Origin of the sequence: Paenibacillus sp. YIM B09110 (genome assembly GCF_037167145.1) — a bacterium.
In the GTDB taxonomy this organism is placed as follows: domain Bacteria; phylum Bacillota; class Bacilli; order Paenibacillales; family Paenibacillaceae; genus Pristimantibacillus.
Genome location: NZ_JBANSP010000041.1, coordinates 1 through 16,014, shown reverse-complemented (window position 1 = coordinate 16,014; position 16,014 = coordinate 1). Strand labels below are relative to the sequence as shown.

8 protein-coding genes and 1 pseudogene are annotated in these 16,014 nt (G+C 50.8%); all 9 read left to right on the top strand.

Features of this window, described 5'->3' with window-relative positions; all coding sequences use genetic code 11:
- Positions 1–8 precede the first annotated feature (8 nt).
- A complete protein-coding gene (gene sigW / locus V8F51_RS30030; protein ID WP_442956514.1) occupies positions 9–566 on the top strand; it encodes an RNA polymerase sigma factor SigW in 558 nt (185 codons plus the stop codon).
- A gap of 218 nt (positions 567–784) precedes the next feature.
- Positions 785–1,423, top strand: coding sequence for an anti-sigma factor family protein (locus V8F51_RS30025; protein ID WP_337104186.1), 639 nt, complete (start codon positions 785–787; stop codon positions 1,421–1,423).
- Positions 1,424–1,630: 207 nt separating this feature from the next.
- Positions 1,631–2,479 carry a diadenylate cyclase CdaA gene (cdaA, locus tag V8F51_RS30020; protein ID WP_337104185.1) on the top strand — a complete coding sequence of 283 codons (849 nt, stop codon included), beginning with the start codon at positions 1,631–1,633 and terminating at the stop codon, positions 2,477–2,479.
- Complete coding sequence (locus tag V8F51_RS30015; RefSeq protein ID WP_337104184.1) at positions 2,472–3,869, top strand: CdaR family protein; 1,398 nt, start codon at positions 2,472–2,474, stop codon at positions 3,867–3,869. The genes cdaA and V8F51_RS30015 overlap by 8 nt, the downstream gene beginning before the upstream one ends.
- A 63-nt stretch (positions 3,870–3,932) precedes the next feature.
- A complete protein-coding gene (gene glmM / locus V8F51_RS30010) occupies positions 3,933–5,273 on the top strand; it encodes a phosphoglucosamine mutase (RefSeq protein WP_337104183.1) in 1,341 nt (446 codons plus the stop codon).
- Between the two features lie 1,011 nt (positions 5,274–6,284).
- A complete protein-coding gene (gene glmS, locus V8F51_RS30005) occupies positions 6,285–8,117 on the top strand; it encodes a glutamine--fructose-6-phosphate transaminase (isomerizing) (RefSeq protein WP_337104182.1) in 1,833 nt (610 codons plus the stop codon).
- A gap of 903 nt (positions 8,118–9,020) precedes the next feature.
- Complete coding sequence (locus V8F51_RS30000) at positions 9,021–13,370, top strand: S-layer homology domain-containing protein (protein WP_337104181.1); 4,350 nt, start codon at positions 9,021–9,023, stop codon at positions 13,368–13,370.
- Positions 13,371–13,429: 59 nt separating this feature from the next.
- Positions 13,430–13,585: pseudogene (locus V8F51_RS29995) on the top strand (ABC transporter permease subunit); the annotation flags it as partial.
- Positions 13,586–14,046: 461 nt separating this feature from the next.
- The coding region (locus V8F51_RS29990; RefSeq protein ID WP_337104180.1) for an InlB B-repeat-containing protein at positions 14,047–16,014 on the top strand (1,968 nt) is incomplete at its 3' end.

The window sequence follows — 16,014 nt, the reverse complement described above, 5'->3', positions numbered from 1 at the left end:
TGAATGTAATGGAGGCACGCTTGGCGCGCCTGTCGCTGAAGGGCGACCAGGGAGCGTTCGCCGAGCTTGTGAGCCTGTATCAGGATAAGCTGTTTCATATGGCATACCGAATGCTGAACAATCGTCAGGAGTCGGAGGACGTTGTTCAGGATACGTTTCTTCGTGTATACAAAAACTTGGACAGGTACGACGAGACTTTGAAATTTTCTACGTGGATATATAGAATTGCTACTAATTTATGCATCGATCGATTAAGGAAGCGGAAGCCGGTTTATTCGCTCGATGCGGAATCTTCGGAACACGAGGGACTCGACGGCTATTCGATGATTCCAAGCGATGACCGGACGCCGGAGACGGAGTTGATGTTATCGGACACGCAGCGCATCATCCATCAAGCGATCGAGACGCTTCCTCCGAAGTACAAGACGGTTATGGCGCTCCGGTACATGCAGGATTTGTCCTTACAGGAAATTGGCGATATTATGGATATGCCGGTTACTACGATTAAGACACGCGTTCACCGCGGCCGGGAATTTCTGCGCAAGAAGCTGGAGCACAAGCTGTAGGCTTCGTTACGGGCATTTGCCTATGGAAAAAAAAGCAGCATAAAAAAGTGAAACATCCTGTGATTCGCAACGTATCCTATAGCAAGCTTAAACGAGCCATGCCGATGATAGATGATCGTGGCTGTTTTTTCATGACATAATAACGACGTTAGCCATTTACGTTTTACAAATCAATTACGAACTACTGCGGAAGCAATGGAAAGAAAGGACTGGCTGCTATGAATTGCAACGTCGCCATCGTTTGGATGCATGACTATTTGGACGGCGAGCTGCCGCGTGAAGATATTACGGAGCTGAAGAGGCATTTGCTTTCATGTCCTGCTTGCCGTAGCCGCTTTGAGCAATTGGAGAACACGGAATCAGCAGCATTCCACTCTCTGTCTGCGGCAGCGCCGCAAACGGGTTACGACAAGCAAGCCTCTGAGCAATTAACGAACAAAATCATGCAGCAGCTCCCGTTAAAGAAAGCGAAGACGCGGAACGGCTTCGTTCGGTTTATTTACCGATATCCCGGCGTTACGGCTGCGGCCGTATTTCTGCTCGTCATGCTTGGCAGCTTCTTCACATTGTGGGAGGAAGATACGAAGCTGGTCGTTGCGGGTGAGGACCTTCAATCTGTTATAATAGAAGGAAACACCGTAATCGTCCCTGAAGGCGCACATCTAACTGGCAATCTGACCGTGGAGAACGGGCGGGCTGAGGTGCTTGGCGAGATCGACGGAAACGTGACGGTCATCGACGGGACGCTGAACCTCGCATCGACGGGGCATATTGCAGGGCAGAGCCGCACAATCGATCAGGCGCTTGATTGGTTCTGGTTCAAGGTAACGCAGACGTTTGGCGGAATCGCCGATTAAAGCGTCATACCTCCCTCGTGCAGGGAGGTATTTTTGTGTACCTTATCCGTACAAAGTAAACTTTTATCAAAATAAAGGATTTCCAATCCCAATTATAGAAAATAATAAAGTTGAATTCCGATCATAATCGATAGGAAGCCGAAGCGTAAGGCATAGTATCGGATCAGGTTGCGAAAAACAAGGTTATCGGCTGTTGGGGGTTGGCATATGAGCTATTTCTCGGATTTAACTTGGCACGATTGGTTGAAGGACATCATCGATGTTGGCATAGTCAGCTATATTATTTATAAAATGATCTTGCTCGTTCGCGGCACGAGGGCTGTGCAATTGCTTAAGGGGATCTTCGTCTTGGTTGGTACTTGGGCGATTAGCACCTGGTTCAATTTGTACACCCTCAAGTGGCTGATGAATCAGATGTTCACGTTCGGGGTCGTTTCGGTGCTTATTATATTCCAGCCGGAATTGCGCCGGGTGCTTGAGCAGCTCGGACGGGGCAAGCTGTTCTCACGGACGTATTCTTTGGAGCGGGATGCCGTAAGCGAGCAGGTGGACGGCGTTATCAAAGCGGTTCAGCATATGGCCAGCCGCAAGATCGGCGCTTTGATCGTATTCGAGCGGAGCACGGGCGTGAGCGAACTGATCGAATCCGGTGTTCAGATGGAATCGCGGATTACTTCGGAGCTGCTCATTAATATTTTCACACCGAATGCGCCTCTGCATGACGGAGCGGTCATTATTCGCGGCAATCAGATTATGGCCGCAGGCTGTTATTTGCCGCTCTCCGAAAATCCGTTTATTAGCAAGGAGCTTGGAACGCGCCATCGCGCTGCCATCGGGGTAAGCGAAGTGAGCGATGCGATTTCAGTCGTCGTCTCTGAGGAGACGGGACAAGTATCGTTGTCGCTGAACGGTATGATTGTGCGTGACATTAATGAGGAGTCGCTCATCTCGAAGCTGTTCGAGGAGTTGACGCCGAAGTCAAGCCCGAAGAGCAAGGAGAAGTCGACTCTGTCGATCTCGTCGCTCTTCAAGCGGAAAGGAGGAGGCCATGGATAAGTGGCTAAGTCATCCGACTGCAATGAAGATTTTATCGGTGGTGCTTGCTTTATTGTTATGGGCGGTCGTACATATCGATACCGATTCGTCGCCGCAGACGGTTACGTCGTCGATCGACACGAAGACGATTGAAGCGGCGAAGATTAACATTGAGGGACTCGATGCGGATAAGTTCGCCCTGACGGCAATGGAGCCGACCGTTGTGCGAATCGATGTGCAGGGCAAGCTGACCGATTTGCTGTCAGCTTCCTCCATTGATGATTATAAAGTAATAGTAGATGTGAAAGACGTAAAACCAGGCATACAGGAATTGCCCCTCGTTGTAAAATTACCTAAAGGTATTCAGCTTGTGGCAATGTCGCCGCGTACGGTAACCGTACAATTGGAGGAAATCGTAACGAAAACGTTTGATCTGCAGGTCGTTGCGGAAGGTAAGCCTGCGGAAGGCTTTGTCGCTGGCGAGCCGGCTGCGGTAACGCTCTCGACGGAAGCTGCCGGACCAGGTATTGAGGTAACGCTGCCGAAGGACGATATGCAGCGTGTAGGAAGCGTCGTTGCGTCAGTCAATATTGAAGGCGCGGATAAGACGGTTACGGATAAGAAAGCGAAGGTCGTCGTTTACGATACGGACGGCTTGGAGATGACGAATGCAATTGTCGATCCCGGCACGGTCATGGTGGAGGTTAAGGTGACGCCGCCATTCAAGAAAGTGCCGCTGCAGGTTCGATATACAGGCACGCTTCCGGACGGCTTCAGCATTGAATCGATCAAGCCGGAGATCGAAGAGGTTACCGTCTATGGCGATCAGCAAACGATTGATGCGCTGACGGTATTCGACGGAGTCGTCTTCGACTTGTCGAAGGTGAAGGCATCGGGAACGTTCAAGGTGAAGACGCAGCTTATTGACGGCATTAAGTCCGTCGATCCGAGCGAGATTTCAATCAGTGTATTTGTTGATCCGACGGTAACGCGGACCTTTACCGGTATGGCAATCAATATGGAGGGGCTTGCAGAAGGGCTGACGGCCGTCGTGCGAACGCCTGTGTCGGGCAAATACGACTTAACGGTTAGCGGAGCGGAATCGATCCTCTCCAAGGTGGAAGCGAATCAGATTACTATTACAGCGAGTCTCGCGGGGCTTGGGCCTGGCGTGCATACGATTCCGCTAGATGTAGTTCTGCCTGCTTATGTGCAGACGGTAGCTGCGGACGGACAGCCGCTATCCGTGACCATCGAAATTGTGGATGATGGTTCAATTGGAGCAGGTACGGGGGTTGAGACGCCGCCGGATGAGACGGGCACGACACCTACCGTTACGCCGCCCGCAACGCCTGACCCGGGAAGCGGGAACGGCAATGCCGGCGGGAATGCTGCGAATAGCAGCGAGTAGCTTGTGGCAATGAATGAGGTAACAAGTAGTCGATAACATGTTGAACAAAGGGGCAAAATGAGAATGGGGAAATATTTCGGAACTGACGGAGTACGAGGCGTTGCAAATAGAGAGCTGACGCCTGAGCTAGCCTATAAGATCGGCCGTTGCGGCGGTTATGTACTGACAAGAAAGGCGGAGAGCCCGGTCGTTGTGATCGGTCTTGATACGCGAATTTCCGGTCCTATGCTGGAATCCGCGCTTATTGCCGGCCTTCTGTCGATTGGCGCGAACGTTGTGCGTCTAGGCGTTGTATCCACGCCTGCTGTTGCTTATATTACGCGTGAGCTTAGCGCTGACGCCGGGGTCATGATCTCCGCTTCGCATAATCCGGTTGAGGATAACGGCATCAAGTTCTTCGGCGGCGACGGCTTCAAGCTGTCTGATGAGACGGAGCTTGAGATCGAAGCGCTTATCGATGCGAAAGTCGATGAGCTGCCGCGTCCTGAGGGCGGCGAGATTGGCGCTGTATCGATCTATGACGGAGCGAAGCAGCAATACTTGGATTATTTGAAAACAACGATCAAGGGCGATTTCAGCGGCCTGAAGATCGTTCTAGACTGCGCAAACGGCGCAGCGTATGAGCTTGCTCCGACTGTGTTCCGCGAGCTTGGCGCGGACATTATTACCGTAGGCGCGGAGCCAGACGGCCTTAACATTAATGCGGGCGTCGGTTCGACGCATCCGGAATACCTGCGCGAGGAAGTGCTGAAGCACGGGGCGCATCTCGGCCTTTCCTTCGACGGCGACGCTGATCGCTTGATCGCGATCGACGAGAAGGGCGAGGAAGTCGACGGCGACTTCATTCTGTGCATCATCGGCGATGCGATGAAGCGTGCGGGCAAGCTAAACCATGATACCGTCGTAACAACGGTAATGGCGAATATCGGCTTTTTCAAGGGTACTGAGAATATCGGATTAAGAACGGCTCAAACTTCGGTCGGTGACCGTTATGTTATGGAAGAAATGCGTCGCGGCGGCTACAACCTCGGCGGCGAGCAATCCGGCCATGTCATCTTCCTCGATTATATTACGACGGGAGACGGCATCCTCACTGCTCTGCAGCTGGTCGACACGCTGGCTGCATCGGGCAAGAAGCTAAGCGAGCTCAAGGGACTTATGCGCAAGTTCCCGCAAGTGCTCGTCAACGTTCGCGTTGAAGATAAGAGCCTGTACCAAGGCAACGCTGCCATCGAGGAAGCTGTGAAGCAAGTTGAGAGCGAGCTTGGCGATAACGGGCGCGTACTTGTTCGCCCATCCGGTACAGAGTCACTGATTCGCGTTATGGCGGAAGGTCCGGACAAGGATCAAGTTGAAGCTTACGTGGCTCAGATCGTGGACGTCGTTAAAAATGAGCTTGGTTAATGGTAAAGGCAGTTATATATGACTTATAGAAGACGGACCGGCTGGGCGAATAACCCGGCTGGTCCTTATTTGAGATTTAGGAAAGTAAATCGATACGCCATACTTTGCTTCACACCGCCCACCACCTTTAAGGACGTCGACAGCCGTGTACGCTTTGTTAACGAATCTAGAGCATCTTATTTGCGGGTTTCAACGAATATTTGCTTACTAACGAACTCAGAAAGCCTTATTTACCCGAAATGTTGCGTAACGGTAAGGAATCGGATGAAATAAGAATCTCATGATTCGTAACGAATCTTTTTAGAGGGGAAAACTGTAAATAGGACCATTAAGATTCTTTGCTTGAATCAAAAAATACGCAACTAAGCTTCAATGATTTCAAGCCAAGCATGGTTTGCGGTGATGCGTACGGGTGCTCGGGTCTTTTTTGGACTCATTTAGATGCTCGGACATTTTTTCCTCGTATTCATGCCAATGGCTCATTTGAAGTATCCTAGTATCCTGTTCTGACTGCAAATGGACATGTAAATGTCATACTTGACGGCTGGTAAGTTGTCCATTTTCAGAAAACAGGTTGCAGATTATATCCAGATTGAATATGATAGGTAGGTAGTATGATTCAAGAAGGAAAGCGAGGATAGAGGTTAAATAAGCAATATAAGCGCCAGAGCTTGCGCGATGGGACAGCGGCTGAATAGAGTCGTTATCCATGCGGAAAGCTGACGAGGTGAAGGTGTTCGAAACATTCGGCGGGGACCTTCCGGTACGACAAGCCAACCGAAAGCTGCAAATCAAAGAGACTGGGCGACCCGTCTTACAAAATTGCGGCAGGCTGATATTGATCCCGTATGTCCAAGATGCTGCCTGCGGGGCGAGCACGGGCAGAAGGGTTACATTTTAATGCAACATAAGGGATTAATCTGTGACAACTTCATATTGCTTGTGCCGCACATTGGCAAGGCTGCATCCGTACGAAGGCGGGAAATACACCTTACGGAGGCTTATTAAATTATGTGTGGAATTGTTGGATATATTGGTAAACGGGATTCGCAGGATATTTTGCTTGAGGGATTGAAGAAGCTGGAGTACCGCGGTTATGATTCCGCAGGTATCGCTGTCTTTACGAAAAACGGTTTGGAAATTACGAAGTCCATAGGACGTTTGGCTAATCTTGAAGATAAGCTAAAAGGAGATCCACTGGAAGGTTCAGTAGGTATCGGACATACACGCTGGGCAACGCATGGTAAGCCGTCCGACGTGAATTCTCATCCGCATACGGACAACTCGGCGAAGTTCTCCGTCGTGCATAACGGCATTATCGAAAATTATCTGGATTTGAAGGATGAGCTGGCTGCGAAAGGCCATGTATTCGTGTCGGAGACGGATACGGAAATCATCTCGCACTTGATCGCTGAAGAATACGACGGCAACATTGTCGAAGCGGTGCAACGCGCAGTGAAACGTATGCGCGGAGCTTACGCGCTGGGCGTTTTGACAGAGTATGAGCCTGAGCGCTTAGTCGCTGTACGTTTTGCAAGTCCGCTTGTTATCGGCATCGGCGAAGGCGAGAACTTTATTGGTTCGGACATTCCGGCGATCCTCGAGCATACTCGCAACGTCTACATTTTGGACGACGGCGAAATGGCCGTGTTGACACGTAATGGTGTCGAACTAATGACGACAGAAGGCGAAACTATTTCCAAGGAAATATTTCATGTCGATTGGGATCTAGTAACGGCGGAGAAAGCCGGTTTCGATCACTTCATGCTCAAGGAAATTTACGAGCAGCCGAAGGCATACCGCGACACTATGCTTGGTCGTATTGCCGATGACAACAAATCGGTGTACTTGAAAGAACTAACAATGACAGAAGAATATATCAAATCGATTCGCAAAGTGCATATCGTAGCTTGCGGTACGGCGTACCACGCAGGTCTTGTCGGCAAAACGGTCATCGAGTCGCTAGCCCGCATCCCGGTAGAGAACGATGTCGCATCCGAATATCGCTACCGTTCGCCAATTATTACGCCTGACACGCTTGTTGTCGTTGTAAGCCAATCCGGCGAAACAGCGGATACGCTGGCAGCATTGCGTGAAGCGAAGCGCAACGGCGCTCGCGTACTGGCGATTACGAACGTAGTCGGCAGCTCGGTTGCCCGCGAAGCGGACGACGTGCTCGTAACTTGGGCAGGACCTGAAATCGCGGTTGCCTCGACCAAAGCTTACACTTCGCAATTGATCGCGTTCTACCTGTTCGGCTTGCACCTTGCAGGCGTTCTTGGCACGCAGGAGCAATCCGCTGTTGAAGAACTGATTGCAGGTTTGCATAAGCTTCCTGAGCAAGTGGAAAGCATCCTTGAGCAATCCAATGTGCTGAAGCAAGTGGCAGAGTCGATCTCGCATCACAAGAGCCTGTTCTTCATCGGCCGCGGCGTAGACTACGCTGTCGCGCAAGAAGGCTCGCTGAAGCTGAAAGAAATTTCGTACATTCACTCCGAAGCTTACGCGGCAGGCGAGCTGAAGCACGGTACGCTTGCGCTGATCGAGGACGGCATCCCGGTTATCGCCCTTGTTACGCAAGAAGCGCTGTATGAGAAGACGCTCAGCAACATTAAAGAAGTGAAAGCGCGCGGTGCGCATGTCCTCGGTATCGCAAACGCTGGTTTCGAATCCGAAGCAGCGAAATCCGTCGACGAGCTGTTCACGATTCCGAAGACGCTGCCGGTTCTTACACCAGCTCTGTCGGTCGTACCTCTTCAACTGATTTCCTACTATGCATCGCTGGCTCTAGGTCATGACGTTGATAAGCCACGGAATTTGGCGAAGAGCGTGACGGTGGAGTAGAAATTCAAAACGAAATACTCTCACTGATTCATTACAATAAAGTATTGTTCTGAACAATAAAGTTATGTTCTTGAATGGAGAATTACAATAAAGTATTGTTTTGATCTCCAACAAGAATTATTGAACAACTAGAAAATACCCGATGATGCTTTACTAGATCATCGGGTATTTTTATGAAGGAGCAACTAAATGTCGGGCACTATAGGCGAGCGTGTAAAAAGGATCCGTAAACTAAACCAGAGGACTCAAGTTGATTTCTCTTCATTATTAGGTAATTCATAAGGACGGCTAAGTGAAATTGAGAAAGATAAAACTTGTTGCATAAACTTTCAGATGCATTTAGTTAGAAAATTCAAAAATTAATATTGCTATTTAAAAATCAAAAGATCGAACTGCACTTAAAATGAAGAAAATAGGGTACAGTAGCGGGTCTTTTGGGGCTTGTGGGAGACAAGTTAGTTTGAAATGTAATTATAGAACGCTTACGTTTACCTACCCCTTTTCCTTGTTGACCTACCCTTCTGGGTAGGTCATTTTTTGTTTTTCAACCATTATACTTAATTTAGATTTGCCTTACGGAGAGCGAGAATTTAGCTCGTTTTAAATGTAATATTTTCCAACATCTAATTGCTGCACTAAACTCTCTCCCGCCTGTCAAAGATTACGATGCGATTCCTATATTTTTTGTCAGAGTATTTCTGTGTTGGTCTGATTGAGTAATGCTGGCAGCAAAGATAGTAGACCACTTGCGTTACCTTGTGCTGAGGAATGGAGAAGTACCCGGGGACATCATGTGCCTAAACGTATGTATTTAATAAGAGGCATCTTGATGGTGGGGGAGTCGAATATGGTTATTATTTTTTTCAGAATAGATAAGGGATTACAAGGAGGAACACAATATTTATGAAGCATTTGAAACGCAGATCGCTGATTTATCTGTTAATAGTAAGTATGATGCTGACGTTGATAGCTGGGCCTGGAACGGCTGAGGCAGCAGCCTCTAATTGGATTATGGTGGATGGCGGCGGGGCTAATGGCCTGAATGTGAACACTTCGAGTCATGCATCGCAAGCTATGCGTACGGCCGTACACCATAATATTCTTTATGCAGCCTGGATTGAGAGGGCATCTGCAGTTAATCAGGTTCGAGTAAAAAGCTTTAATGGAACAACATGGAGAAGCGTAGACGGAGGCGGTGCGACCGGTCTGAATATAAATCCAGCAGATCGAGCGCTTAACCCTTCCTTAATCGTATATGAGGATATTTTATACTTGCTTTGGGAGGAAACGGGTAAGATTCGCGTGAAAAAATACGATGGAACCAGTTGGATCAGTGTGGATGAAGACGGCTTAAATGGAAGCGCATCGGCAACATCGTCTGCTCCACGCATGGCCGTCATGAACAACATTCTTTACGTAGCTTGGCATGAGAAGGTAGACGGCGGAGTTAATCAGATTCGAGTAATGAGCTTTGACGGTACCAATTGGACCAGTGTCGATGGCGGAGGCTCTACAGGTTTGAACGCAGATCCTTTGAGTTCTGCAACCTATCCGACGATGGCCGTATTCAACAACGCTTTATACGTTTCTTGGTATGAATATGGTCCTTGGGCTGCACAAGTGAGAGTAAAGAAATATGATGGCTCCAGTTGGATTAGTGTCGATGGCGGAGGAAGCGACGGTATAAACGTAAATCCTTCTTCCAACGCATTAGCGCCCGAATTAATCGAATTTGATAATGCCCTGTATGCAACATGGTATGAGAGTAGTCAGATTAGAGTAAAGAAATATGATGGAGCAAGCTGGACGAGTGAAGATGGCGGGGGTTCTATTGGCTTGAATGTAAATATTAACAGGGAAGCATCTTTTCCTAAACCGATGGTGTTCAATAATGATTTATACGTTACATGGCTTGAAGATAATGGCACGACTCGAGCTCAAATTCGGGTAAAAAAGTATGATAGAACAAGTTGGTCATCTGTAGATGATGGAGGTTCAAATGGTATTAATGCCGGTACTGTCGATACAGCTTGGGAACCTTCCCTGCAACAATTCAATGGTGATTTATATGCTTTTTGGGCTGAAGCCAATGGTTATTCCGGTCAGGTTAGGGCAGCCAGGATGTTGATTAACGCTGATTTTCCGACCATCAGTACACAGCCGGCGAATCTGGCGGTAAATGTGGGAGGAACGGCGACGCTTAGAGTGACGGCATACACCATCGACGGCGGAACGTTAAGCTACCAGTGGTACAGCAATACTAGCAACAGCACCTCCGGTGGTACGCCTGTGACTGGAGCGATCGGCGCAAGCTATAACGCGCCGACTGCCACTGAAGGGACTTTGTACTATTACGTTGAGGTGACGAATACAAATTCGCGAGCTGTGGGAACAAAATCGGCGAGCGTTACGAGCAATATTGTTTCGGTGACAGCGAACGCGCTCGTGAACGCGGTTACGCCAAGCATTGAGACGCAGCCAGCGGATGCGACGGCGGAGGTTGGAGGAACGGCTACGCTTAGCGTATCGGCGAGCGTGAGCGATGGAGGCGTATTGAGCTACCAGTGGTATAGCAACGGCAGCAACAGCACGAGCGGAGGCACGTTCGTGAATGGAGCGAGAAGCGCTAGCTATAATGTACCGACGGCAACGGCCGGCACGAGGTATTATTTCGTCGTAGTGACGAACACGAATGCGAGCGCTAGCGGAACGAAGACGGCTAGCGTGATAAGTGGAGTAGCTCAAGTGACGCTGAATACGCTCGTTAACGCAGAGGCGCCAAGCATTGGGACGCAGCCGACGGATGCGACGGTGAACGTTGGAGGGACGGCTACGCTTAGCGTAGCGGCGAGCGTGAGCGATGGAGGTGTGCTGAGCTATCAGTGGTACAGCAACGACAGCAATAGCACAAGCGGAGGGACGTTGGTGAACGGTGCGACAAGCGCTAGCTACAACGCACCGACGGCAACAGCTGGCACGAGGTATTATTACGTCGAAGTGACGAACACGAATGCGAGCGTTAACGGAACGAAGACGGCGAGCGTAACAAGCAATGTCGTTTCCGTCACCGCAACCGAGGTTCTTACCTATGAAATAGAAGCGATAGATCATCAGACTGCATCTGCCTTGACGCAAGGGTATGGGCCTGGTACTCAGCAAACGTTGGTGATCTCCGTTATGAATACCGGTACGGGACATTTAACAGGCTTATCCGTAGCAAAGGGGGGAGCAGACGCCGAAGCTTTTGAAATCTCGCAGCCGGCCTCCACCTTAAATAGCGGTGCGCCGTCCACCAGCTTTACAGTCAAAGTCAAGGATGGTCTCGCAGCCGGGAGTTATACCACAACGGTTACCGTATCCGCTGCCCTTATGAGCGATCGGACCTTTACCGTTACCCAGAACATTACCCTGCCTGGCGTGCCTGCAAGCCCGACTTCGCTACAAGCTATAGCCGGAGATCGAAGCGTTGCCTTGCATTGGGAGGCGGTAGAGCATGCCGATGCATATGAGATCTATGTAGCGACGGCTTCGGGCGATTTCAGCGAATCCGTCGCTACGGTGAGGGATACGAACTACGAAGTGACAGGCCTAACCAATGGAGTTTCCTATTATTTTGCGGTCAAGGCTAGCAATTCGGGAGGCTCAAGCCCCTTCTCGGAAGAAGCCAGTGCGATGCCTGCAACGGTGCCATTAGCTCCGACGAACGTGCGAGCGAGCGCGGGCGACAAGATAGCCACCGTTCGTTTCGATGCTCCGGCTGACCATGGGGGGAGCGCCATTCTTCGGTATGAGGTGGTGGCTAGCCCGGGCGGAATTACGGTAGTCGGAACGACAACGCAAATGGAAGTCACAGGGCTGACCAACGGGACGGACTACACGTTTACGGTTCGGGCAATCAACAGCGTCGGACCTGGTGCCGTATCTGATGCATCTCATTCCGTTAGACCGACGGCGAGCGTCACAACGTCACCGCCGCAGACTTCGTCCCCAACGATGGAATGGGTGAAGTTTTTGGTGAACGGGCAGCAGGTAGAACAGCTTGGTCCTGTCATCGTAACGACCCTAGCGGGGCGAACGGTCATCACGGCCGAGCTGGATTCCGCTAAGCTAACGGCCAGGTTGGGGCAAGAAAAGCCGGGAGCTGTCCTGTCCATTGTCGCGGCTAATGGCTCCGACACGGTAAACATCAAGCTAAACGGCCAACTGCTTCACAACCTGGAGCAGAAAGCGACGACCTTGGTCATTCAGACGGAGAAGATGGTTTTCACGCTGCCTGCCGAATCAATCTATAGCGACGCGATCGTCGCGGATCGTTTGGGTAGCCAAATCCTACTGCAAGACGTAAAGGTATGGCTCTCTGTCGGCCATGCTACGAGTGAAACATCCAAGCGCTTGCAGGATGCAGCAGAGCGGTTAGATGCGGAGATCATCTCGCCAGCTATCACGTTTGCCATCAAGGTGGAGTACGGCGATAAGACGGAGGACGAGGTCCGGTATTCGAAGTACCCAGATAGGCTGCTTGCGATTGCTCCGGAGGTGGATATGAATCGGATCACGACAGCAGTCGCTCTTGAACCGAATGGAACGATTCGTCATGTTCCGAGCAGAATCGTGAAGGTCGACGGCAAACGCTATGTGAAAATCAGCGACCTGTCGAATGGCACCTATGCCGTTATTCATCATTCGCAAAGCTTCACCGACGTGGAGAAGCATTGGTCCAAACCAGCCGTAAACGACCTGGGGTCGCGTCTGATTCTGAGTGCTCCGGTAAACGGATTCTTCCATCCCAATAGCGACATAACCCGAGCCGAGTTTGCGGGAATCCTCGTGCGGAGCCTTGGGCTGAGCAGGGTGAAGGGGCCGATGCGTTTTGTGGACGTGAAGGAGGAGGAGTGGTATAGCGGCGCCGTGCAAACGGCCTATGCGTATGGCTTAATTTCAGGATTCGGCGACGACACGTTCCGACCGAACGATAACATAACGCGCGAACAGGCGTTTATCATGCTTGCCAAAGCCATGATGCTGATTCATACGGATAAAAGCCAGCAGACGGTTAATCCCTCTGCTCCGCTACACCGTTTTGTAGATTCGGATAGCCTATCGGAATGGGCGAGAAGCGGTGCGGCGATGGTAGTGGAGGCTGGTCTGGTATCGGGTCGCGGAGGAAACACGCTATCGCCGAAAGCGTATATTACCCGGGCGGAAGCAGCTATGATCGTATGGAGGCTTTTACAGCAAGCCAAACTTATCTAATGTAATGTGTGACGGGCAGGAGATACGATGGCCGGAAGTGATCGTTGCTGGTAAGATAGGAAGCCGCGACTCTGGACGGATGCAATCTGTTTCAGACTTTCCGATATATCATGCTGCCATTGGTAAAATCCGCGTTGGTCGCGTTCATCATCATCCAACTTCTATGGAACTGGAACGAATTGCAATGGCCTCTTATCATCAACAGCTCGCCTGATAAACGAAGGCGTGGCCTTCAGCGCTCATAAAGGATGACCGAAACAGCAAGAGGACGCTAAGCCCTGGATCTCATCCGGCTTGGCGTTTTTTATTGACTTGAACGAGGAGACCTCTAGACTCAGGGGTCTCATTTCTTTTTTAAAACCAAGGGGCTGCCGAATCTGTAAACATGAATTTAACTACCCGATTTAGCCCATAGAACTACCCTCTCGGGTAGGTCAATTCAGCCCTGCTATCTTTTATAGTAGAGAGTATGGCTTGTACAGCTCGAGAGTGACAAATGGACTCTATCTACACAACGATAAGAGGAGAGTAGAAACTAATGATTAGGCGTGGTATTTCATTGTTTACGGTTTTGATAATAGTAATGGGTTTATTTCCCTCTTACTCTTCTGCAGGAAGCGGGGTCACGAGTCTAACCACATTAACTTTGTCTAGCGGCAAGGCTGTGGAGGACCTCATGGACACTTGGAAATTCTATGCGGACGTTGCGAACGACGTGAGCGAGATAACGGTTACGCCGACGGCGGTAGACGCTGATTCCAAGATTGAGGTAAACGGCGTAGAAGTAGCTAGCGGCAGTCCGTCGGGAGCTATTGCCCTGAATGTTGGAGTTAACACGATAGAGATTCTGGTGACACCGGCCGCCCCTCTACAATCGTATAAGAAAATTACCACTTTAACGGTAACTCGAGCGGGCGGGCCGGGTAGCAACACCATATTGAATTTTCTAGGCCTATTTCTGGAAAGCGAAATACCGGGGGATTTACCCGTCGGCTTCGGGTTCAATAAGAGCTTGCCATTCTATGATTTTATAGATTTCATCGGCCAGAACAAGGTTCTGATCGATCCCCAACCCGAAGATAGCGGGGCGACCGTCACGGTAAACGGAATCGAAGCGACAAGAGGCGTCAAAGTACCCGTTGACTTACTAATGGGAGATAACACGATAACGGTCGTCGTGACGGCGAGAGACGGGACGACAACCCGGACCTATACGTTGCATATTAATCGCCTCCCGGGCGCGGACACTTCGCTTATCGAACTAGGGCTGAACAACGGCATACCCGTTGTCGATCCGGGCGATAACAAGAAATACTCCATCGACTTTGCCTACGGCGCGCAGAGCACTAGAGTATATGCGGTGGCCAAAATGGATTATGCAACGATCACCGTAAACGGAAAAAGCGTACCGAACGGCAGGTTATCCGAAGCGATTCCCCTGGAGGTCGGGAGCAATACGATTGCGGTCGTGGTGACGTCGGAGGATGGGTCGGCTACGGCCAATTACACCTTGACGGTAACGCGGGCAGCCGCGCCGGCGGGCTACAAGGTAACCTTCGTCGAGAATTATGGCGGTCCGGTCGAGGACCTGAATGAAGTTACTCCCGGATCGAAGATTGCCAGGCCGGAGCCAACCGCGGATGGTTATCTCTTCGCGGGTTGGTATAAGGAATGGAATTTTATTACCTTATGGGATTTTGATACGGATACGGTAAATGCGAATACGACGCTGTACGGGAAGTGGACGCCGACGTACACGATGTTGTTCGACTCGCAAGGAGGAAGTTTGGTTGAGAGCGCGCCCGGCCTTCTCTCCGGAGCGACCGTCCCGAAGCCATCCGATCCGACGAAAGCCGGCTACGCATTCTCGGGTTGGTATGCGGATGAAAACTTCTCGTCGGCATGGAACTTCGCGACGGATACGGTAATCTTGGATACGTGGAGCGTGTATAGGACTCTGTATGCGAAGTGGACGGCAGTTCCAGTCGGGACGTACACGGTAACGTTCGATTCGAAGGAAGGCAGCGCGGTAGAGAGTGAGACAGGCATCCTCTCCGGCGCGACTGTCGCGAAGCCGACGGATCCGACGAGAGCGGGGTACACGTTCTCGGGCTGGTACAAGGATGAGGGTTACGCCTCGGCTTGGAACTTTACGACGGATACGGTAAGCACGAATACGACGCTGTATGCGAAGTGGACGGCAGTTCCAGTCGGGACGTACACGGTAACGTTCGATTCGAAGGAAGGCAGCGCGGTAGTGAGCGAGACAGGCATCCTCTCCGGCGCGACTGTCGCGAAGCCGACGGATCCGACGAGAGACGGCTACACGTTCTCGGGCTGGTACAAGGATGAGGGTTACGCCTCGGCGTGGAACTTCACGACGGATACGGTAAGCGCGAATACGACGCTGTATGCGAAGTGGACAGCAGTTCCGGTGGTGACATACACGGTGACTTTCGACTCAAAGGAAGGCAGCGCGGTAGTGAGCGAGACAGGCATCCTCTCCGGCGCGACTGTCGCGAAGCCGACGGATCCGACGAGAGACGGCCACACGTTCTCGGGCTGGTATAAGGATGAGGGTTACGCATCGGCGTGGAACTTCACGACGGATACGGTAAGCGCGAATACGACTTTGTATGCGAAG

Excerpts from the sequence above, each read along its gene's own strand:
- sigW (WP_442956514.1), top strand. The coding sequence starts at position 9 with ATGGAGGCACGCTTGGCGCGCCTGTCGCTGAAGGGCGACCAGGGAGCG.
- V8F51_RS30025 (WP_337104186.1), top strand. The coding sequence starts at position 785 with ATGAATTGCAACGTCGCCATCGTTTGGATGCATGACTATTTGGACGGC.
- cdaA (WP_337104185.1), top strand. The coding sequence starts at position 1,631 with ATGAGCTATTTCTCGGATTTAACTTGGCACGATTGGTTGAAGGACATC.
- V8F51_RS30015 (WP_337104184.1), top strand. The coding sequence starts at position 2,472 with ATGGATAAGTGGCTAAGTCATCCGACTGCAATGAAGATTTTATCGGTG.
- glmM (WP_337104183.1), top strand. The coding sequence starts at position 3,933 with ATGGGGAAATATTTCGGAACTGACGGAGTACGAGGCGTTGCAAATAGA.
- glmS (WP_337104182.1), top strand. The coding sequence starts at position 6,285 with ATGTGTGGAATTGTTGGATATATTGGTAAACGGGATTCGCAGGATATT.
- V8F51_RS30000 (WP_337104181.1), top strand. The coding sequence starts at position 9,021 with ATGAAGCATTTGAAACGCAGATCGCTGATTTATCTGTTAATAGTAAGT.